Origin of the sequence: Duganella vulcania (genome assembly GCF_009857655.1) — a bacterium.
GTDB classification, from domain to species: Bacteria; Pseudomonadota; Gammaproteobacteria; order Burkholderiales; family Burkholderiaceae_D; genus Rugamonas; species Rugamonas vulcania.
The window spans coordinates 1-19,927 of record NZ_WWCX01000051.1; the positions used below are offsets into that span (position 1 = coordinate 1).

The 19,927-nt window shown below is 68.9% G+C and carries 14 protein-coding genes and 2 pseudogenes; 3 read left to right on the plus strand and 13 right to left on the minus strand.

Features of this window, described 5'->3' with window-relative positions:
- Positions 1 to 316: 316 nt before the first annotated feature.
- The gene (locus tag GTP90_RS22670; protein ID WP_161085668.1) at positions 317 to 1,720 is read right to left on the minus strand and encodes a bifunctional enoyl-CoA hydratase/phosphate acetyltransferase; all 1,404 of its coding nucleotides are present in this window, start codon (positions 1,718 to 1,720) and stop codon (positions 317 to 319) included.
- A 128-nt stretch (positions 1,721 to 1,848) separates the two neighbouring features.
- Between GTP90_RS22670 and GTP90_RS22675 the strand changes: the two genes are divergently transcribed.
- Positions 1,849 to 3,597 carry a PHA/PHB synthase family protein gene (locus GTP90_RS22675; protein WP_371875112.1) on the plus strand — a complete coding sequence of 583 codons (1,749 nt, stop codon included), beginning with the start codon at positions 1,849 to 1,851 and terminating at the stop codon, positions 3,595 to 3,597.
- A gap of 15 nt (positions 3,598 to 3,612) precedes the next feature.
- Here the strand turns inward: GTP90_RS22675 and GTP90_RS22680 are convergent, their stop codons facing one another.
- From GTP90_RS22680 to GTP90_RS22700, 5 genes are all read right to left on the minus strand, one after another.
- Positions 3,613 to 4,455 (minus strand): universal stress protein, encoded by an 843-nt coding sequence (locus GTP90_RS22680; protein WP_161085669.1) that lies wholly within the window; start codon positions 4,453 to 4,455, stop codon positions 3,613 to 3,615.
- A 9-nt stretch (positions 4,456 to 4,464) separates the two neighbouring features.
- Positions 4,465 to 5,307, minus strand: coding sequence for a universal stress protein (locus tag GTP90_RS22685; protein WP_161085670.1), 843 nt, complete (start codon positions 5,305 to 5,307; stop codon positions 4,465 to 4,467).
- Positions 5,308 to 5,395: 88 nt separating this feature from the next.
- Positions 5,396 to 6,778, minus strand: a complete 1,383-nt coding sequence (locus GTP90_RS22690; RefSeq protein ID WP_175048186.1) for an efflux transporter outer membrane subunit — start codon at positions 6,776 to 6,778, stop codon at positions 5,396 to 5,398.
- Positions 6,778 to 9,909 carry a multidrug efflux RND transporter permease subunit gene (locus tag GTP90_RS22695; RefSeq protein ID WP_161085671.1) on the minus strand — a complete coding sequence of 1,044 codons (3,132 nt, stop codon included), beginning with the start codon at positions 9,907 to 9,909 and terminating at the stop codon, positions 6,778 to 6,780. The genes GTP90_RS22690 and GTP90_RS22695 overlap by 1 nt, the downstream gene beginning before the upstream one ends.
- 18 nt (positions 9,910 to 9,927) lie before the next feature.
- The gene (locus tag GTP90_RS22700) at positions 9,928 to 11,079 is read right to left on the minus strand and encodes an efflux RND transporter periplasmic adaptor subunit (protein WP_161085672.1); all 1,152 of its coding nucleotides are present in this window, start codon (positions 11,077 to 11,079) and stop codon (positions 9,928 to 9,930) included.
- A 130-nt stretch (positions 11,080 to 11,209) separates the two neighbouring features.
- Between GTP90_RS22700 and GTP90_RS22705 the strand changes: the two genes are divergently transcribed.
- Both GTP90_RS22705 and GTP90_RS22710 read left to right on the plus strand, forming a co-directional pair.
- Entirely contained in the window at positions 11,210 to 11,923 is a 714-nt protein-coding gene (locus GTP90_RS22705; protein ID WP_161085673.1) for a response regulator, read from the plus strand.
- Entirely contained in the window at positions 11,923 to 13,005 is a 1,083-nt protein-coding gene (locus GTP90_RS22710) for an ATP-binding protein (RefSeq protein WP_175048187.1), read from the plus strand. The genes GTP90_RS22705 and GTP90_RS22710 overlap by 1 nt, the downstream gene beginning before the upstream one ends.
- 6 nt (positions 13,006 to 13,011) lie before the next feature.
- On the opposite strand, the pseudogene GTP90_RS37450 reads toward GTP90_RS22710, so the two are convergent.
- From GTP90_RS37450 to GTP90_RS22740, 7 genes and pseudogenes are all read right to left on the minus strand, one after another.
- Positions 13,012 to 13,209: pseudogene (locus GTP90_RS37450) on the minus strand (nuclear transport factor 2 family protein); the annotation flags it as partial.
- Between the two features lie 27 nt (positions 13,210 to 13,236).
- Positions 13,237 to 14,301 (minus strand): annotated as a pseudogene (locus GTP90_RS37075) (PEP-CTERM sorting domain-containing protein); the annotation flags it as partial.
- A gap of 89 nt (positions 14,302 to 14,390) precedes the next feature.
- A complete protein-coding gene (locus GTP90_RS22720) occupies positions 14,391 to 15,197 on the minus strand; it encodes a CheR family methyltransferase (protein WP_161085676.1) in 807 nt (268 codons plus the stop codon).
- Between the two features lie 9 nt (positions 15,198 to 15,206).
- Complete coding sequence (locus GTP90_RS22725; RefSeq protein WP_161085677.1) at positions 15,207 to 15,734, minus strand: chemotaxis protein CheW; 528 nt, start codon at positions 15,732 to 15,734, stop codon at positions 15,207 to 15,209.
- An 11-nt stretch (positions 15,735 to 15,745) separates the two neighbouring features.
- Positions 15,746 to 17,395 (minus strand): methyl-accepting chemotaxis protein, encoded by a 1,650-nt coding sequence (locus GTP90_RS22730; protein ID WP_161085678.1) that lies wholly within the window; start codon positions 17,393 to 17,395, stop codon positions 15,746 to 15,748.
- 22 nt (positions 17,396 to 17,417) lie between these two features.
- On the minus strand, positions 17,418 to 19,562 hold the full coding sequence (locus GTP90_RS22735; protein WP_161085679.1) for a chemotaxis protein CheA: 2,145 nt from the start codon (positions 19,560 to 19,562) through the stop codon (positions 17,418 to 17,420).
- Positions 19,552 to 19,845 carry an STAS domain-containing protein gene (locus GTP90_RS22740; protein ID WP_161085680.1) on the minus strand — a complete coding sequence of 98 codons (294 nt, stop codon included), beginning with the start codon at positions 19,843 to 19,845 and terminating at the stop codon, positions 19,552 to 19,554. The genes GTP90_RS22735 and GTP90_RS22740 overlap by 11 nt, the downstream gene beginning before the upstream one ends.
- Between the last annotated feature and the right edge of the window lie 82 nt (positions 19,846 to 19,927).

The following is a 19,927-nucleotide window of genomic DNA, read 5'->3' on the forward strand; positions in this document are numbered from 1 at the left end:
TCGCAGCCTGGCAGCAGCGTCGCGGCGGACAGCGCGGCGGCCAGCGCGGCCGCGCTCACGGCGGTGCGTGGCCTGGCGAACGGCGCAGGCTGGAACATAGTCAAACTCCTGGTGATTGTAGGGTGATGCCGAAAATCAAGCAGCGGGGGCAGTGTACGGCGGCAGTCCAGCGCGTGTAATTGATGTAGATCAAAAATCAATAAACAGACGGCGCCGGGAGCCAGCCGTCGCTCCCGCGAAAGCGGGAGTCCATGCGCCGCATGACTGGATTCCCGCCTGCGCGGGAATGACGAATCTACGGCATTGCGCGCTTGTCTTACGGGTGCTGCTGGCGGTAGCGGTGGGCCAGCATCAGCGCCAGCGCGGCCGAGGCGGTGCGGGCGGCGGCGTCGTCGGCGCGGCTGGTCAGGGCGATCGGCACGGCCGCGCCCAGCACCACGCCGCACACGGCGGCGCCGGCCAGGTATTCGAGCTGCTTGGCCAGCAGGTTGCCGGCCTCCAGGTCGGGCGCGATCAGGATGTCGGCATGGCCGGCCACCTCGGAGACGATGCCCTTGACCCGCGCGGCCATCGGCGAGATGGCGTTGTCGAAGGCCAGCGGGCCGTCCAGCAGCGCGCCGCTGATCTGGCCGCGCTCGGCCATCTTGCACAGGGCCGCCGCGTCCAGCGTGGACGGGATCTTCGGCGTGACCGTCTCCACCGCCGACAGGATGGCGACCCTGGGCTGCGCCGTGCCCAGCGCGTGCGCCAGCTCGACGGCGTTCTGCACGATGTCGACCTTGTCGTCCAGCGTGGGCTGGATGTTGAGCGCGCCGTCCGAGATCAGCAGCACCTTGTCGTACAGCGGCACTTCGATGCGGAACACGTGCGACAGGCGGCGCGCCGTGCGCAGCCCCGGCGCGGCCAGCACGGCGGAGATCATCTCGTCGGTGTGCAGGCTGCCTTTCATCAGCATTTCCACTTCGCCGGCGGCGGCCATGGCGGCGGCGCGCGCGGCTGCCGCGTGGCTGTGCGGCACGTCCACCAGCTCCACGCCTTCCAGCGACAGGCCGGCGCTCTCGGCCAGGGCCCGCAGCCGCGCCGCCGGCGCGATCAGCACCGGCACGATCAATTGCTGAGTGGCGGCGTCAAGCGCGCCGCGCAGCGATGCCTCGTCGCAGGGATGGACCACGCCGCAGCGCACCGGCGTCAGCGGCGCCGCGGCCTCCATCAGGCTGGCATAATTGGCGTGCACCTGGGACAGGCTCAGCGGCGGCAGGTGGACGCGCGGACGGCGCACCTTCTCGCTTGGCGCGATCACCGTGGCGACGCCGTTCAGCACCACCGCGCCGGTCTGGTTCTTGATCTCGCAGTCAAGCAACACATGTTTCTTGGCCGGCTCCATCGACGTCACCGTGGCGGTGATGCGCAGCTCGTCGCCGACGCGCACCGGCTTGAGGAACTGCAGCGTCTGCCCGAGGTAGATCGTGCCGGGGCCGGGCAGCACCGTGCCCAGCAGGCGCGAGATCAGCGCCGCGCCCCACATGCCGTGCGCGATCACGCCATGGAACAGCGTGTGGCCGGCGTATTCGGGATCGACGTGGGCGGGGTTCACATCGCCGGAGACGGCCGCGAAGGCGGCGATGTCTTCCTTGGTCAGCGTGCGGCACAGGCGCGCGGTCTGGCCGACATGCAGTTCGTCGTAGGTGATATTCTCGATAATGTCGTCGGAAGCGTCCATGATTGTGGGAGTTGGTTAACAATGCAGGGCAGTCTAGAGAGCGCCCTCCTGGAAGTATTTGATCCAGATCAAATACTTCGGGGACGCGCCCCAACCATAATCTGTGCATCTTACATCCAGGAGGACAAGTGAAAACCGCACAGCTGAAAGTAGTACCGGCCACGGCGCCGCCGCGCAAGCGGGCCGCCGAGGAGCAAAGCAACGCGCTCGACCTGTACCTGCAAAGCCAGATGGCGCGCCTGACGGGCGGCGTGTCGCCGATCGCCATGTCGCTGGCGTTCCAGGACTGGCTGCAGCACCTGGCCGTGGCGCCGGGCAAGTGCACCGAGCTGGCCGCCAGCTATCTGGGCGGGCTGGCCGGGGCCGGCAAGTCCGATGTCGGCGGCGACAGCCGTTTCGATAGCGACGCCTGGCGCCAATGGCCGTATGCGCAGTATGCACAGAATTTCAAACAGGCGGAGCAGTTCTGGAACCAGGCCACCACCGGCGTGCGCGGCGTGGCGCCGCACCATGCGGAAGTGGTGGCCTTCACCGCCCGCCAGCTGCTGGACATGTACTCGCCGTCGAACTTCCTGTGGACCAATCCCGAAGTGCTGCGGGCGGCCGCCGCCAGCGGCGGGCGCAGCCTGATGGAGGGCGCGCTGAACTGGCGGCGCGACCTGTGCCGCCGCCTGGCGCCGCCGGACATGGCGGTGCCCGAGCCGACCGGTCCGAGCTACGTGCCGGGCCAGGACGTGGCGGTGACGCCGGGCGAGGTCATCTTCAGCAACGAGCTGATCGAGCTGATCCAGTATTCGCCGCAGACCGAGCACGTCTACCGCGAGCCGGTGCTGATCGTGCCGTCGTGGATCATGAAGTACTACATCCTCGACCTGTCGCCGCACAATTCGCTGGTGCGCTACCTGGTGCAGCAGGGCCACACCGTGTTGATGCTGTCCTGGCGCAATCCCGACCAGCACGACCGCGACATGGGCATGGACGACTATCTGCGGCTGGGCGTGTTTGCCGCGCTGGAGCAGGCCGACCGGCTGGGCGGCGGCGTGCCGGTGCACGCGGTCGGCTACTGCCTGGGCGGTACGCTGCTGGCGATCGCCGCGGCCGCCATCGATTCGGGCGAGCACGGCAAGCATGCCAAGCTGGCCTCGGTGACCTTGCTGGCGGCGCAGACCGATTTCAGCGAGCCGGGCGAACTGGGTCTGTTCATCGACGACAGCGAGCTGGCCTTCCTGGATGCGCTGATGTGGGACCAGGGCTACCTGGACGGCGACCAGATGGCGGCGTCGTTCCAGTTGCTGCACGCGCGCGACCTGGTGTGGTCGCGCATGATGCGCGAGTACCTGATGGGCGAGCGCACCGCGCCCAACGACCTGATGACCTGGAACGCCGACAGCACCCGCCTGCCGTTCCGCATGCACAGCGAGTATCTGCACGGGCTGTTCCTGCGCAACGACCTGGCCGAGGGGCGCTATCTGGCGCAGGGCAAGCCGATCGCGCTGTCCGACATCCGCACGCCGATGTTCGTGGTCGGCACCGAGCGCGACCACGTGTCGCCGTGGCGCTCGGTGTACAAGATCCATTTGCTGAGCGGCGCGGTGATCGACTTTGTGCTGGCGTCCGGCGGCCACAACGCGGGCATCGTCTCCGAGCCCGGCCATGCCAACCGCAGCTATCGCTGCCATCCCGACAACGTCGCCGGGGCCAGCTACAACAGCCCGCAGGAATGGCTGGACAGCGCGGACCGCAAAGAGGGTTCATGGTGGCCGCACTGGCAGCAATGGCTGGTGCGCCATGGCGACCGGCATCGCGTGGTTCCGCCGGCGATGGGCCTGGGCCGGGTGTTGGGTCCGGCGCCAGGACGGTTTGTGTTGCAGCACTAAATGAGGGGGCTGGTCTCAGTGCGAGATCAGCACCGGCAGCGTCATCCCGCGCAGCACGCTGCGGGTGGCGCCGCCCAGCAGCGTTTCATGCAGGCGGCGGTGGCCGTAGCCGCCCATCACCAGCAAGTCGCAACCGCGTTCGGCCGCCGCGCCCAGCAGGGCGGCGCCGGTCTCCAGCGTCGTGAACTCGCGCATCACATCCACCCGCGCGCCGTGGCGGGCCAGGAACAGCGCCATGTCGGCGCCCGGCTCGCTGCCGTGGCGGGCCTTGTCGTGGTCGGCGTTCAGCACCAGCAGCGTGATGCGTTCGGCCAGCTTCAGCAAGGGCAGCGCGTCGGTGAAGGCCCGCGCGGCCTGATTGCTGCCGTCCCAGGCCAGCAGCGGATGGCGGAAGGCGCCCGATGCCGGGGCATTGCCGATGTTTGGCGCCAGCAGCAGCGGCCGGCCGCCTTGCAGCAGCAGTTCCGGCGGCAGCGGACGGCTGATGCCGAACTGGATGTCGTCGGGATCGGTCTGGCCCAGCACCAGCAGGTCGGCGTAGCGCGCGTGCTGCAGCAGGCCGCTTTCCGCGTCGTCCTCGTACAGGCTGCTGGACCACTGTGCCACGCCGGCCGCCGCCACGTCGCGTTCGAACGTGGCGAGCGCGGCGCCGGCCTGGTGGCGCAGATGGTCGAGCACGTGCGGCGGCAGCGGCCAGGCGCCCAGGCTGTCGTTCCATTCCGCGTAACGCGAAATGCCGGTGAGCGCGACACCCGTCAGGTGCGCGCCGGCGGCCAGGGCGACCCTGGCGGCCAGCGCGTAACGGGCCGCGGCGTGCTGCGACTGGTCGCAGTGCACGACGATGGTCTTGTAGCTCATCGCCGTTCCTTAGTGCGACATCAGCACCGGCAAGGTCATCGATGCCAGGATGGTGCGCGTGACGCCGCCCAGCACCGTTTCGCGCCAGCGTTGGTGGCCGTAGGCGCCCATCACCAGCAGGTCGTTGCCGAGGTCGGCCGACAGCGACAGCAAGGCCTCGCCGATGTTCATGCCTTCCGGCTTGGGCTGCTGCAGGACTTCGACCTTGACGCCATGGCGCGCCAGGAACAGCGCGATGTCGGCGCCCGGCTCGGCGCCGTGCACGCCGTATTGACGGGTTGGATCGAACACCACCAGCGTCACGCGGGCGCTGCGGCGCAGCAGCGGCAGCGCGTCGGTCACGGCGCGGGTGGCGGCGCGGCTGCCGTCCCAGGCGACCAGCGCGTGGCGGTCGATGTGCGGGTAGGTGCCGGCGTACGGCACGACCAGTACCGGACGGCCGCCGTTCAACGCCTGGTAGGCCGCCAGGCCTGGGCCCATCAGCAGGCCTTCCTCGCCCGGTTCGCACTGGCTGAGCACCACCAGGTCGGCGTAGCGGGCCTGGAACACCAGGCCGTTCTGGGCTTCGTCGTCGCTGATGCGGCGCTCATAGCGCACGTCGGCCTTGCGGGCCTGGTCTTCGAAACGTTCCAGCGAGCTTTCGGCGTTCCGGACCAGGTCGTCGAGCTGGTCCTGCGGCACCACGCCACCATACATCATGGCGCTGTTGCGGTAGAACTCACCCGAGATACCGGTGGTGGCCGCGCCGATCAGGTGTGCGTCCTGATCGCGGGCCACACGCGCCGCCACATCGATACGCCCCGGCGCATGTTCCGAGTTGTCAACGTGGACGAGTATGGTTTTGTAGGACATGGCGTTCTCCAGGTCAATTGAAAAAGTCAGGCTAACAAACGCCTTCGCTAAAATATATGATCTGGATCAAACGCCCCACAAACGGGCGCTACTCGGTGCGCAGGCCGCCGCCCAGCGCCTTGTACAGCGCCACGGCGTTGCCAAACTCGTTGCGGCGCAGTTCCAGCTGGGTTTGCTGGGCGGCGTACAGCAGGCGCTGGGCGTCCAGCAGTTCCAGGCGGCTGTCCTGGCCGGCGTCGTAGCGCAGGCGGGACAGTTCCAGGCGCCGCGCGGCGCTGCTGACCACCCGCGACTGGGCCTCGAGCTGGCGGCCGTAGGTGGCGCGGCCCGCGAGGCCGTCCGCCACCTCGCGGAAAGCGGTCTGCACGGCTTTTTCGTACTCGACCACGGCGGCGGATGTACGTACTTCGGCCAGCCGCAGTTCGGCGCGCAGCCTGCCGTGGTTGAACAGCGGCTGCGTGATCTGCGGCGCGAACGACCAGACGCGGTTGCCGCTGTCGAACATGCCGGACAGCGAGGGGCTGGCGTAGCCAAGGCTGGCCGTCAGCGATATCTGCGGGAAGAACGCCGCCCGCGCCGCGCCGATGTCGGCGTTGGCGGCCACCAGCGCCTGCTCGGCCTGGCGGATGTCGGGACGGCGGGTCAGCAGATCGGAGGGCAGGCCGGCCGGCAATTGCACCAGCACCGGCTGCTGGTCCAGCGCCATGCCGGGCGGCAGGCCATCCGGTCCGTGCACGCCGGTCAGCAGGTCCAGCGCGTTGCCGGCCAGTGCCACGGCGCGCAGGCGCGCTTCGCGGTCGGCTTGAGCGGTGGCGACCTGGCCTTCCGCCTCGGCGACGTCCAGGCCGCTGCGCTGGCGGGCGGATTTCAGCTGCCGGGCCAGTTCCAGCGAACGCTGCCAGTCGGCCAGCGTGCGGTCGGTCAGCTGCAGCTGTTCCTCGGCCAGGCGCTGGGCGAAGTAGGCATCGGCCACCGCGCCGACCAGCGAGATCTGCACCGCGCGGCGGTTTTCATCGCTGGCCAGGTAGCGCGCGAAGGCCGACTCGGACAGCGCGGCCACGCGGCCGAACACGTCGAGCTCGAAGGCGCTGATGCCCAGGCCGGCGGACTTCTGGCTGTCCACCACGCCGGCGGCGCGTTGCTTCACCAGTCCGGCGTTGGCCGTCAGCGTGGGCAGGCGGTTGCTGTCCTGGATGTCGAACTGCGCGCGCACCGACTGTACGTTCAACAGCGCCAGCCGCAGGTCGCGGTTGTTCTTCAGCGCCAGGTCGATCAGCGCGCGCAGGCGCGGGTCGCCGAACATGGCCTGCCAGCCCAGGTCGGCCGCGTTGGCGGCGGGAGAGGCCGGGGCGGCGGCCTCGCCATAGCTGGCCGGCAGCGGCGCCAGCGGCTTCTCCAGCACCGGCGTCAGCGAACAGGCGTCCAGCAGCAGGACCACGGCCAATACAGCGGGGATACGGATATTGCTCATCATGCTTGCTCCACAACGAGGTCCGCGGCCGGCCGGCGCTTGGCGCCGAACCGTTCAACGAGACCCAACACAACCACATAAAACACCGGCACGAAGAAGATCGCCAGCAAGGTGGCGCTGACCATGCCGCCGAACACGCCGGTGCCGATGGCGTGCTGGGTCTCTGAGCTGGCGCCGCCGGCCAGCATCAGCGGCAGCACGCCCAGCGCGAAGGCCAGCGACGTCATCAGGATCGGCCGCAACCGAAGGCGCGCCGCCTCGATGGCCGATTCCACCAGGCCCTTGCCATCCTGGTGCATCTGCTTGGCGAACTCGATGATCAGGATCGCGTTCTTGGACGACAGGCCGATCACGGTGATCATGCCGACCTTGAAGAACACGTCGTTCGGCATGCCGCGTATCATCACGGCGGCCACGCAGCCGATCAGGCCCAGCGGCACCACCAGCATCACCGACAGCGGAATCGCCCAGCTCTCGTACAGCGCCGCCAGCACCAGGAACACTACCAGCATCGACAGCGCCATCAGCATCGGCGCCTGCGCCGACGATTGCTTCTCCTGCAGCGAGATGCCGCTCCACTCGACCGCGAAGCCGGGCGGCAGCTGGCGCGCCAGGCGTTCCATCTCCGCCATGGCCTCGCCGCTGGACGTGCCGGGCGCCGCGCTGCCGCTGATGCGCGCGGCCGGATAGCCCTGGTAGCGCACCATCTGCAGCGGCATGTCGCGCCACACCGGCGTGACCACCGCGCTCAGGCGCACCATGCCGCCGGCGGCGTTGCGCACGTGCAGGCGCAGCACGTCGTCCAGTTGCATGCGGGCGCCGGCGTCGGCCTGGATGATCACCTGCTGCATGCGCCCGCGGTTGGGGAAGTCGTTCACATACTGCGAGCCCATCGCGGCCGATAGCGTCTCGCTGATGCTGGTGAAGGCCACGCCCAGCGCCTCCGCCTTCTGGCGGTCGATATCGAGCTGGATGCTGGTGCCGTCGGGCAGGCCCTCGGGATAGGCGCCCATGATCAGCGGGCTCTTGGCGGCCAGCTCCAGCAGCTTGCCCTGCGCGGCCTTGAGCGCGGCGTCGCCCTGGTTGGCGCGGTCCTGCAGGCGCAGCGAGAAGCCCGACGAGTTGCCGAGATCGTCGATGGCGGGAGGCATCACGCTCATCACCATGCCTTCGGTGGTCTGCGACATGACCGCCTGCGCCAGCGCCACTTCCTGCTGCACGGTAGCGCCGTCGCGTTTGTCCCAGTCCTTCAGCATGGTGAAGGCCATGGCGGCGTTCGGGCCGCTGCCGGTGAAGCTCCAGCCGAGGATGGACTGGTTGTTGGCGATGCCGTTGCGCGTCACCAGGTGGTCCTCGTACTTCTTGACGATGTCGAGCGTGCGCTCGGTGCTGGCGTCGGACGGCAGCTGGATCGAGGTGATGAAGTAGCCCTGGTCCTCCTCCGGCAGGAAGGAAGCCGGCAGCACGCGGAAGGCGAACGCCAGCAGGCCGACCAGCACGGCGAACACCAGCATCACGCGGCCCGAGCGCTTGATGACGCGCGCCACGCCGCTTTCATAGCGCTGGTTGATGCGCTCGAACTGGCGGTTGAACCAGCCGAAGAAGCCGGTCTTCTCGTGATGGCCCGGATCGACCGGCTTGAGCAGGGTGGCGCACAGGGCCGGCGTGAGCGTCAGCGCCAGGAAGGCGGAGAACAGGATGGACACCGCCATCGACAGCGTGAACTGGCGATAGATGGCGCCCACCGAGCCGGTGGCCAGCGCCATCGGGATGAACACCGCCGTCAGCACCAGCGTGATGCCGATGACGGCGCCGGTGATCTCGCGCATCGCCTTCGAGGTGGCGGCCTTGGGCGACAGGCCCTCGGTGGCCATCAGCCGTTCGACGTTCTCGACCACGACGATGGCGTCGTCGACGATGATGCCGATCGCCAGCACCATGCCGAACATGGTCAGCACGTTGACCGAGAAGCCCAGCAACAGCATGATGGCAAAGGTGCCCAGCAGCGCGATCGGCGCGACGATGGCCGGGATCAGCGTGTAGCGTATCTTTTGCAGGAACAGGTACATGACCAGGAACACCAGCACCATCGCTTCCAGCAGCGTGTGCACCACTTTTTCGATGGAGATCTTGACGAAGGGCGCGGTGTCGAACGGCACCGAGTAGGTGATCCCGGCCGGCAGCGTCTTGCTCAGCTCATGCATGCGCTCGCGCACGGCCTGCGCCGTCTTGACCGCGTTGGCGCCCGGCGACAGCTGGACGGCGGCGCCGGTGGCGGCGCGGCCGTTCTCGCGCGTGGCGCTGGCGTAGTTCTGCGCGCCCAGCTCGACGCGGGCGACATCGCCCATGACGACCTTGGAGCCGTCCAGGTTGGCGCGCAGGACGATGGCGGCGAATTCCTCCGGCGTCTGCAACTGGCCCTGCACGGTCAGCGGGATCGACACGCGCTGGCCCGCCAGGGCCGGCGTGTCGCCGACGCGGCCGGGGGCGATCTGCGCGTTCTGCTGCGCCACCGCCGTGCTCAGATCGCTCATGGTCAGCTTGTACGAGACCAGCTTGTTGGGATCGACCCAGATGCGCATGGCCTTCTCGGCGCCGAACAGCTGCACGCGGCCCACGCCCGGAATGCGGCGTAGTTCCTCGACCACGTTGCGGGCCATGTAGTCGGCCAGTTCGATCTCGTCGTACTTGCCGTTGCTGGCGCTCAGGCCGACGATCATCAGGAAGCCGGAACCGGCCGATTCGACCGACAGGCCGTTCTGGCGCACCGCCTGCGGCAGGCGCGGCTCGACCGACTTGAGGCGGTTCTGCACGTCCACCTGCGCCAGCTCGGGATTGGTGCCGGGCTTGAAGGTGGCGGTGATCTGCGCCGAACCGGAGGTGTCGGCCGAGGATTCGAAGTACAGCAGGTTCTTCACGCTGGACAGTTCGCGTTCGATCTGGCTGACCACGGCGTCGTTCATGGTCTGCGGCGTGGCGCCGGGATAGCTGGCGGAGATGCTGACGTTGGGCGGCGCCACGGACGGATAGCGCTCAACCGGCAGTTGCGGGATGGCGATCAGCCCGAACAGCACGATGAAGATGGCGATCACCCAGCCGAACACCGGGCGGTCGATGAAAAATTGTGGCATGACGTAGTCCTTGCAGTATTAGCGGTGCGCCGGCGCGCCGGCCATGGCGGTGGCGGCGTCGCGCTTCCATGGCGTGATGTCCAGCTTGGCGTCGGGCTGGATGCGGTCCAGTCCCTCGACGGCGATGCGTTCGCCGGGCTTCAGGCCCTTGGTGACGAGGTAGTTGTGGCCGACCAGGCCGCCCAGCTTGACCTCGCGCAGCGTGGCCTTGTTGCCGGGATCCAGCACCCACACGCGGGTGGCGCCGGCGTGCAGCACGGCCTGCTGCGGCACCAGGATGCCGTCGGCGTCGGCCATGCGGGCGATGCGGGCGCGCACGAACATGCCGGGCAGCAGCTGGCGGTCCGGGTTGGCGACAAGGATGCGCAGCACCATGTCGCCGGTGCCGGCGTCGACGTTGATGCCGGAGAACAGGATGCGCGCCTCCAGGCCGTAGTCCTTGCCGCTGCTGTCGAGGATATGGGCCGTGGGCGGATGGGCGGCGTCGCCGCGCAGCGTGCGCAGCATCGAGGCCGGCTGGCGCACGTCCACATACACCTGGTCGATCTGCTGGATGCGCGCCATCGGCGTGGCGTCGGTCTGGGCCACCAGCGCGCCCTCGGTCACCAGCTCCTCGCCGATGCGGCCGGAGATCGGCGCCGTCACGGTCGCGTAGCCAAGGTCGAGCCGGCGGCGCGCCAGCGTGGCCTTGGCCTGCGCCACTTCGGCCTGGGCCTGGTCGCGCTGGGAGACGGCGTCGTCATAGGTTTGCTGGCTGACGGCGTCGGCCAGCACCAGCGGGCGGATGCGCTCGGCCTGGATCCTGGCGCGCACCAGCGCGGCCTCGGCGCGTTGCAGCGCGGCGGCTGCCGTGTCGGCCTCGGCCTGGAAGGGCGCCGTGTGGATCTGGAACAGCGGCGCGCCGGCCTTGACCTCGGCGCCTTGCTCGAACAGGCGCCGCTGGATGATGCCGCCCACCTGCGGCCGGATCTCCGCCGTGCGGAAGGCGGTCACGCGGCCGGGCAGGTCCTCGGCCAGTTCGACCGGGCCGGCGTCGACCGTCAGCGCCGACACCTTGGCCGGCGGCGGCGTCTCGTCGGGCGGGGCCTGGTCACAGGCGGCCAGGGTCAGAAGGGTGAGCCCGGACAGCAGCGCCGGCAGGGCCTTGAGGGTGAAGTGCTTGATGTGCATAACTGGTCGTCCAAAGTGTTTTCCCTCCGTGAGGGAATGCAGGACCTGAGACTCTAACCACCCAACGTGGCCTATCTATTGAGGAAATATGGAGATATGATGGAGATCGTTACTTTTTCTCAAGCTATTCATGTCCAGTTCAACCGGAACCCCGCTGGTGCTCATCGCCGAGGACGAATCCGAAATCGCCCAAATCCTGCAAGCCTACCTGGCCCGCGACGGCCTGCGCACCGTCCACGCGGCGGACGGCCGCAGCGCGCTCGACCTGCACCTGTCGCTGAAGCCCGACCTGGTGCTGCTGGACGTGCAGATGCCGCGCGTGGACGGCTGGAAGGTGTTGGCCGAACTGCGCTTGCGCGGCGATACGCCGGTGATCATGCTGACCGCGCACGACCAGGACATCGACAAGCTGATGGGCCTGCGCATTGGCGCCGACGATTACGTGGTCAAGCCTTTCAATCCGGCCGAGGTGGCCGCGCGCGTGGGCGCCGTGTTGCGCCGCGCCGCCGCCCGCAGCATCGGCCCGGCCGCCGGCGTGCTGCGTTGCGGCCAGCTGGAGATCGACCTGGAAACCTACCAGGCCAGCGCTGACGTGAACGGCCAGCGCGCGCCGCTGAACCTGACGCTGACCGAGTTCCGCCTGCTGACCCACATGGCGCGCGCGCCCAAGCGGGTGTTCACGCGCGGCGAATTGCTGGCGGCCTGTCTGCCGGAGGGCAACGCGCTGGAGCGCACGGTGGATAGCCACGTCAGCAAGCTGCGCAAGAAGCTGGAGGACAGCGGCCTGGCCGGCGTGCTGACCAGCCTGCGCGGCGTCGGCTACCGGCTGGAGGACGCGGAATGATGCGCGGTCCCGGCCTGAACCGGCAGATCACGCTGGCCATGCTGGTGGTCTCGCTGGGCATGACGCTGGTCGTGCTGCTGAGTTCCTTCGTGTTCTATGCGCTGGTGATCGAATACCGGCCTGACCTGCTGTCCGGCCCGACCGACATAATCCCCACCAGCACCGAATGGATCTGGATGGCGTCGGTGACGATGGTCGCGCTGGTGTTCGCGATCTGGGCGTCGGCGCGGCTGGCGCGGCGCATCCTGGCGCCGCTGAACTCGGTGGCCGACAGCGTGCGGCGCGTGGCGCATGGCGACCTGGCCGCGCGCGCCGTGGCCGGCGACCGTTCGCTGGGCGAGACCGCCTTGCTGGTCGACGACTTCAACGCGATGGCGGAACGCCTGCAGCGCATGGAGCGCGAGATGGTGACGTGGAACGCCGCCATCGCCCACGAGCTGCGCACGCCGGTGACGATCCTGCGCGGCCGCCTGCAGGGGCTGGCCGAGGGCGTGTTCGAGCCGGACGAAAAACAGTTCCGCGGCCTGCTGCATCAGGTGGAAGGCCTGTCGCGGCTGATCGACGACTTGCGCATGTTGAGCATGTTCGACAGCGGCCACCTGAAGCTGGAACTGGCCGACTGCGACCTGGCCGGCGCCATCCGCGACGTGGCGGACCTGCTGGCGCCGCAGATGGAGGCGGCCGGCTTCATGCTGGCGCTGGACCTGGCGGAAGGGCGTATCTGCTGCGACGGCGCGCGCATGCGGCAAATCCTGCTGGCCTTGCTCGACAACGCGGGACGCTACGCCGATCCCGGCATCATCCACATCCGCACGCGGGTGCTGGGCGCGCAGTACCTGCTGCAGGTGGAGGACGCCGGCCCCGGCATCGATGAGGGTCTGGAAGGCAAGCTGTTCCTGGCGTTCCACCGGGGCGAGCATGCGCGCGCCGGCGCCGTGGGCGGCAGCGGGCTGGGGCTGGCGGTGGTGCGCGCCATCGCCGAGGCGCACGGCGGCGTGGCCTCGTACCGGCGCGGCGACGCCGGCGGCGCGATGTTCGAGATCGCGTGGCCGATGCCGATTCCCGGCCCGGCCGTCAATTGAAGGGCGTCAGGCGGCCTGGCCGTGGAAGGCCTTGTTGGCGATCTTCCAGCCTTCCGCGGTCTTGAGCAGGACGAAGTAATCGACAAAGGTCATCGCGCCGTGCTCCAGTGTGATGCGGGCGCAGGCGGCGTTGCCGTGCACCTCGATCCAGTCGGTTTTGCGCCGGCGCTGCGCCTCGTCGGCGGCCTGCGTGCGCTTGAAGCGTATATCGCCTTCGCTTGCGGCACGGCGGCGGGCGGCCAGGCCCAGCAGGCCTAGCCCCGCCGACAGCATCAGCCATGTCGCCGGCTCGGGCACCGCCGCCGCCAGGTCCAGCCGCAGCGCGCGGCAGACGCCGGCCCTGCAGCCGTTGGCGGCGATCTGCTGCTGGTCGTTGATGTCGTGCGCGTCGCTGATGCGCCAGCCGGTGGCCGGATCGATCAGCGTGTTCAGGTCCAGCATCACGCCGCCGCTGTAGAGAAAGCCGCTGCTGCCGCCGTCGCCCGCGATGTTGGAGACCCCCACCACCTGGTCCGCATTGTTGATGCCGGAGGCGAAGCTGTAGGTGCCGCCCAGCGTGCCGAGATCGTGCATGGCGCCGTTGGCGTACAGGAAGGCATGGTCGGCCGCGTCGCCGGTGACGGCCGCGTAGCCGACCGCGTGGCCGGCGTCGTTCAGGCTCCAGGCGCTGCTGTTGGTGCCGCCGAAGGTGCCCAGGTCCTGCAGCGCCGTTCCGGCGTACAGGAAGGCGTGGACCGCGTGAAAGGCGATGGCGTCGCTGATGGCCGCGTTGCCGGCCACCTGGCCGTGGACGTTGATGTCGAACGCGTTGCTGATTTCGCCACCGAGCGTGCCGAGGTCGCGCATGCCGCCGCCCGAATACAGGAAGGCATGCCAGAGGCTGTCCGCATTGGCGGCGCTGCCGACGATCTGGCCGGCGTCGTTGATGCGCCTGGCCTCGGCCTCGGCGCCGCCTAGCGTGCCAAGGTCGCGCATGGCGCCGTTGGCATAGAGGAAGGCGCGCCGCATTTCGTCCGCGTTGGTGCTGCCGCCAACCAACTGCCCATGGGCATTGAGGCCGTAGGCCGTGCTGCTGGCGCCGCCCAGCGTGCCCAGGCCTGTGATGGTGCCGTCGTGGAACAATGCCGCCTGCGGCACGCCGGACGGGTTGTATTCAGCGCCGGCCACCAGGCCGAGGCTGTTGATGGCGTAGGCGCTGCTGTCGCTGCCGCCCAGGTCGACAACGTTGTAGCGGGGTGCGGCCTGGGCGTTGGCCAAGGCCAGCGTCAGCAGTAGAAGGGGGATCAGGCGTGACATGGCGTAGGCTCCGGTGGATGGATCGGTCCAGCCGTTCAAGACTAGACCATCGATCCGCACCGGCCATGTGGTGCATCAATCGTGCGCGTTCAGGGCTTGCGGAACATCGACGGCGCCACCGGCTGCACGGCGTCGCTGATGTCGTTCAGGCTTTCCGAGCGACCGATGCAAAACAGTCCGCCCGGGCGCAGCAACGATAAAACGCGGGCCACCACCTGGCGCTTGGTTTCCGGGCTGAAGTAAATCATCACGTTGCGCAGGAAGACGGCGTCGAACGTCCCCAGTGACGGCAGGGACTGGTTCAAGTTGACCTGGGCGAAGCGCACCCGTTCGCGCAACGCCGCCGCGACCAGCAGCGTGCCCTGTTGCTCGCCATGGCCCTTGAGGCAGTAGCGGCGCAGGTACTCCGGCGGCGTGTGGCGCGCGCGCTCGTCGGGATAGTGCGCGGCCTGCGCCCGCCGCAGCACCTGCGTGCTGATATCCGTGGCGACAATCTCCCAGGGCCGCCGGCCGAGGGCGTCGTCCAGCACCATCGCCATGCTGTACGCCTCCTCGCCGGACGAACAGGCCGCGCTCCACACCCGGTAGGGCCGGCCCGGCTCGCTTGTCTTGAGCGCGTGCGCGCGCAGCGCGTCGAAGTGCACCGTCTCGCGGAAGAAATAGGTCTCGTTGGTGGTCAGCAGGTCGACCGCGGTCTGCACCTCCTGCGGCGCGCTGCCGCTGGTGAGCAGGCGGAAGTAGGCGCCATAGCTGCCCAGCCCGTGCTGCTGCAGGCGCTTGGCCAGCCGCCCGCTGACCAGCGCCTTCTTGCCGTCGGACATGCTGATGCCGGCCGCCGCAAAAATAAAGCGCTGGAACTGGCCGAACTCCTGGTCGGTGATGTCGATGGCGCTCATCGCTTCGCCTCACGCGGCCAGCGCGGCCGGCGCCGGCCAGCCTTCGCCCAGCGCGTCCAGGTCGGCATTCGACAGCACGCGCTCGACGTCGAGCAGGATCACGAAGCGGCCGTTGACCTTGCCCATGCCGGCGATGAAGTCGGTGCGGATGCGGGCGCCGAAGGCCGGCGCCGGTTCGATCTCGGCGCGGGCGATCTCCAGCACCGCGTTGACGGCGTCGACCACCACGCCGACATCGCGCCGCTCGCCGTCCAGCGCCATCTCGACGATGACGATGCAGGTGCGCTTGCCGACTTCGCTCGACGGCTGGCCGAAGCGCGCCGACAGGTCCATCACCGGCACCACCGCGCCGCGCAGGTTGATGACGCCGCGTATCGCGGCCGGCATCATCGGCACCACGGTCACGCCCTGGTACTCGATGATTTCCTTGATCGCCAGGATGCCGATGGCGAACACCTCGCCGCCAAGCATGAAGGTCAGGTATTGGGTGCGGTCACTGGCCGCCTGGAGGGCGGTCGCCTCGATGCGCGCGTTCATGGCCGCCTCCCTCAGAACTTGCCGAACATGGCTTCGTCGACCTCGCCGGCCGCCGCCAGCGCCAGGTTGCCCGCGCCGAGCCGGCCGCCGGCCTGGCGTGCCGCGCGTGCCGCTGCGGCCTTGCGGATCGGTACCGCCGGCGCGCGCGTGACGGCGTCCAGGCGGAAGAAGGCCATGGTCTGTTGCAGCTGCTCGGCCTGGCTGCTCATTTCCTCGGCCGTGGCCGCCAGTTCCTCCGAGCTGGAGGCGTTTTGCTGGGTGGTCTGGCTCAGCTGGCCGACCGCGGAGTTGATCTGGCTGACGCCGCTCGACTGCTCCGACGAGGCGGCCGTGATTTCCTGCACCAGGTCGGACGTCTTGCGGATGTTGGGGACCATCTCGTCGAGCAGGCTGCCGGCCTGCTCGGCCAGCTTGACGCTGCTGGTGGCCACCTCGCCGATTTCCTGCGCGGCCACCTGGCTGCGCTCGGCCAGCTTGCGCACCTCGGCCGCCACCACCGCGAAGCCCTTGCCGTGTTCGCCGGCGCGGGCCGCCTCGATGGCCGCGTTCAGCGCCAGCAGGTTGGTCTGGTAGGCGATGTCGTCGATGATGCCGATCTTGCTGGCGATCTGGCGCATGGCCAGCACGGTGGACTTGACCGCCTGGCCGCCCTCGGTCGCTTCGCGCGCTGCCTTGCTGGCCATGCCGTCGGTGACGCGGGCGTTCTCGGTGTTCTGCGAGATCGAGGCGGTCATCTGCTCGATCGAGGCGCTGGTCTGCTCGACGCCGGCGGCCTGTTCGCTGGACGCCTGCGACAGCGACTGCGCGGTGGCGCTGACTTCCTCGGACGCGCTGGCCAGCGACTGGGCGCCGTTGTTGACCTCGGCCACCACCTGCGACAGCTTCTCGATCATCTTCTGCATCGATTGCAGCAGGCGGCCCGTTTCATCCTTGGCGGTGCTTTCCAGCTTGATGGTCAGGTCGCCCTGGGCCAGGCGCTCGGCCGCATCGACCGCCTTCGACAGCGGCCTGGTGACGCTGCGGCTGATGACGAAGCCGAGGAAGATGCCCAGCGCCACGCCGAAGCCGATGGCGCCCATCATGATGGTGCGGCTGTTTTCATACATGGCCGTGGTGGCTTCCGACGCCTGCTTGGCGTTCTCCTCCTTGATCTTGGTGAGGTCGGTCATCCAGTCGTCCAGCAACTGGGCCTTCTCGGCGGTGCTGCGCATGGTCAGGTTGAGCTGGTCGCTGCGTTGTCCCAGCGGCTCGTTGGCCACCATTGCCAGCGTGTGCATGGTCTCCTTCTCGTACTCGTCCCAGACGGCGTTGTACTTGGCCAGGATTTCCTTGGCGCGCGGACGGACGAACAGCGGCCGGGCCTTGTCCATGTTTTCCTTGACCATGGCCAGGCTCTTGGTGGTCAGCGTCATGTACTTCTGGCGCTCCTCCGCGGTGGTGGCCAGCAGCGCGTTGCCGCGGGCGCGGCCGACGTAGATCAGGTCGATATTGGCTTCCTTGATGTAGGAAAGCCCCAGCAGTTCGCTGGCGTACATCTTGTCGGCCAGATCGTTGATCTTGCCGGCGTTGGAGATGCCGATCACGCCGACCACGGCGCTGATGGCGGCAACGAGGATGAAGCCGGCGATGAGCCGGATACCGATTTTTACGTTTGAGAACATGATGCTTTCCTCCAGGTGGATGTCAGTGATTGCATGAAAATTGGGGTTGGGCCGGCGGCGCGGCGGCCGTGGCTTGGCGGATCAGGGCGGGCACGTCCAGGATCAGCGCGACTTCGCCGCTGCCCAGGATGGTCGAACCGCTGAGACGGTCGGCCCGCTGGAACATCTTGTCCAGCGGCTTGATCACGGTCTGGAACTCGCCGTGCAGGGCGTCGACCACCAGGCCGGCCTTGACGCCGCCCTGGCGCACCACGACGATGCTCTGGCGGCGCGCGGCCGCGCCGTCCAGCGCGAACACGTCGCGCAGGCGCACAAAGGGCAAGACCTCGCCGCGCAGGTCGGTGTACTGGTGGCCGGGCGCGGCGCTGTATTCGATGCATTCCTCGATCATCTCCAGCGGCACCACGAAGGGCGCCTTGCCGACGCTGACCAGGAAGCCGTCGATCATCGCCAGCGTCAGCGGCAGGCGCACGCTGACGGTGGTGCCCACGCCCTCGGTGCTGCCGAGCGAGACGCTGCCGCGCAGCGCCACGATGTTGCGCTTGACCACATCCATGCCGACCCCGCGCCCGGACAGGTTGGTGACCTGCTCGGCGGTGGAGAAGCCGGGCTCGAACACCAGGTTGTAAATCTCGGCGTCGCTCAGGCTCTGGCCGGGCTCGATCAGGCCGCGCGCCTCGGCCTTGGCCAGGATTTTCTCGCGCCGCAGGCCGCCGCCGTCGTCGCTGACTTCGATCACGATATTGCCGGCGTCGTGGTAGGCGTGCAGCCGTACCGTGCCTTGCGCGGGCTTGCCGCGCTCGAGCCGCAGCGCGGCCGGCTCGATGCCGTGGTCGATGGCGTTGCGCACCAGGTGGGTCAGCGGGTCGCCCAGTTTTTCCACCACGGTCTTGTCGAGCTCGGTGTCCTCGCCGCTGAGCTGGAGCCGGATGTCCTTGCCGATCTCGCGCGCGACGTCGTGCACCACGCGCTGGAAGCGGCCGAACGTGGCGCCGATGCGCACCATGCGCAGTTGCAGCGCGCGGTCGCGCACCTGCTCGACCAGTTCCGAGACGGTGGAGGCGCTTTCCTGCAGCGCGGCGTCGCCGGCGCGGCGGGCCGTGAGGCTGGCGCCGGCGGATGCGATGATCAGTTCGCCGACCAGGTTGATCAGCTGGTCCAGCTTGTCCGCGTCGACCCGCACCGTCTGGGTTTCCTGGCTCTTGCCGCGCAGCTGCTGTTGCTGCGCCAGCGCGGCCTCGACCACGACCGGCGGCACCACGCCCTGCGCCACCATGATGCTGCCGAGCGGTTGCGGGGTGGCGGCCGCCGCCTGGGCGGCCAGCGCCGCGGCCAGTTCCTGCGCCGTCACGCTGCCGCAGCGCACCAGGATCTCGCCCAGGCGCGGGGCCTGCTCGGGCAGCTCGGCGATCAGCCGCAGATAGTCGGCCACGCGGCTGTGCGGCGGCAGGATGCGGATCTGGGCATCCTCGCGCACGAAGTCGAACACGTCTTCGATCGCGGCCTTGTCGGCGGTGCTGTCGAAGGAGACTTCGAAGCCGAGGTAGCACAGGTGCGGGTCCATGGCGTCGGCCGGCGGCAAGGCGTCGGCCAGCGTTTCCAGCCCGACGATGGTGCCGAGCTGGCCGAGATAGCGCAGGAAGGACAGCGGGTCCATGCCATTCTTGAACACGTCGGTGCCGAAGCGCAGCGACAGGTGCCAGTAGTTGCTGGCGCCCGCGCCGGCCGCGATGGCGGTCTCGGTGCGCGCGGCCGGCTCGGCGGTGGCCAGCGCCCCCGGCAGGTGCCGCTGCAGGCGGTCGAGCAGGGCGCTGCCGGTGGCGGCGCTGGCGGCGGTGGCTTCGTACTGGCCGGCGGCTGTCGCGTCGATCAATGCGCGCATGTGGTCGGCGCACGACAGCAGCAGCGTGACCAGCGGCTCGTCCACGGTCACAGTGCCGTCGCGCACGCGGTCGAGCACGCTCTCGACCACGTGGGTGAAGGCGACAATATGGTCCAGGCCGAACAGGCCGGCCGAGCCCTTGATGGTGTGGGCGGCGCGGAACACCGCGTTGACGGTGTCGTCCTGCGGCGTGGCCAGCGCGAACTGCAGCAGCGCGCTTTCCATGGCGTCGAGCAGCTCGCGGCTTTCGGCGATGAAGGTGGGCAGTGCCTGGTCAAGAAACATGGCCAGCCTCCGCGCCGTCGGCTTCCGGGAACACCCGCAGCAGCGCCAGCGTCGCCTGCACCGCCGCGCTGCTGTTCACCAGCCGCAGGGCGTGGCCGCGCACCAGCGCCGCCTGCCGCGCCAGCAGCAGGATCTGCACGCCGGCGGTGTCCAGCTCGCTCACGGCGGACAGGTCCAGCTCAAGGCAGGGCGCTTGCGCCACGGCCGTCAGCACCATCTCCTTGAGCTCGGCGGCCCGATAGATGCTGAACTCGCCATCGATCCGCAGACGAAGCGCGCTCATCGCGGCACCAGCCTGGGCGCCGTGCCGCGCGCTGCGGTCGCGGCCGGCCGCCGCGAGGACGCCGAATGATCGGCGGTCCGAA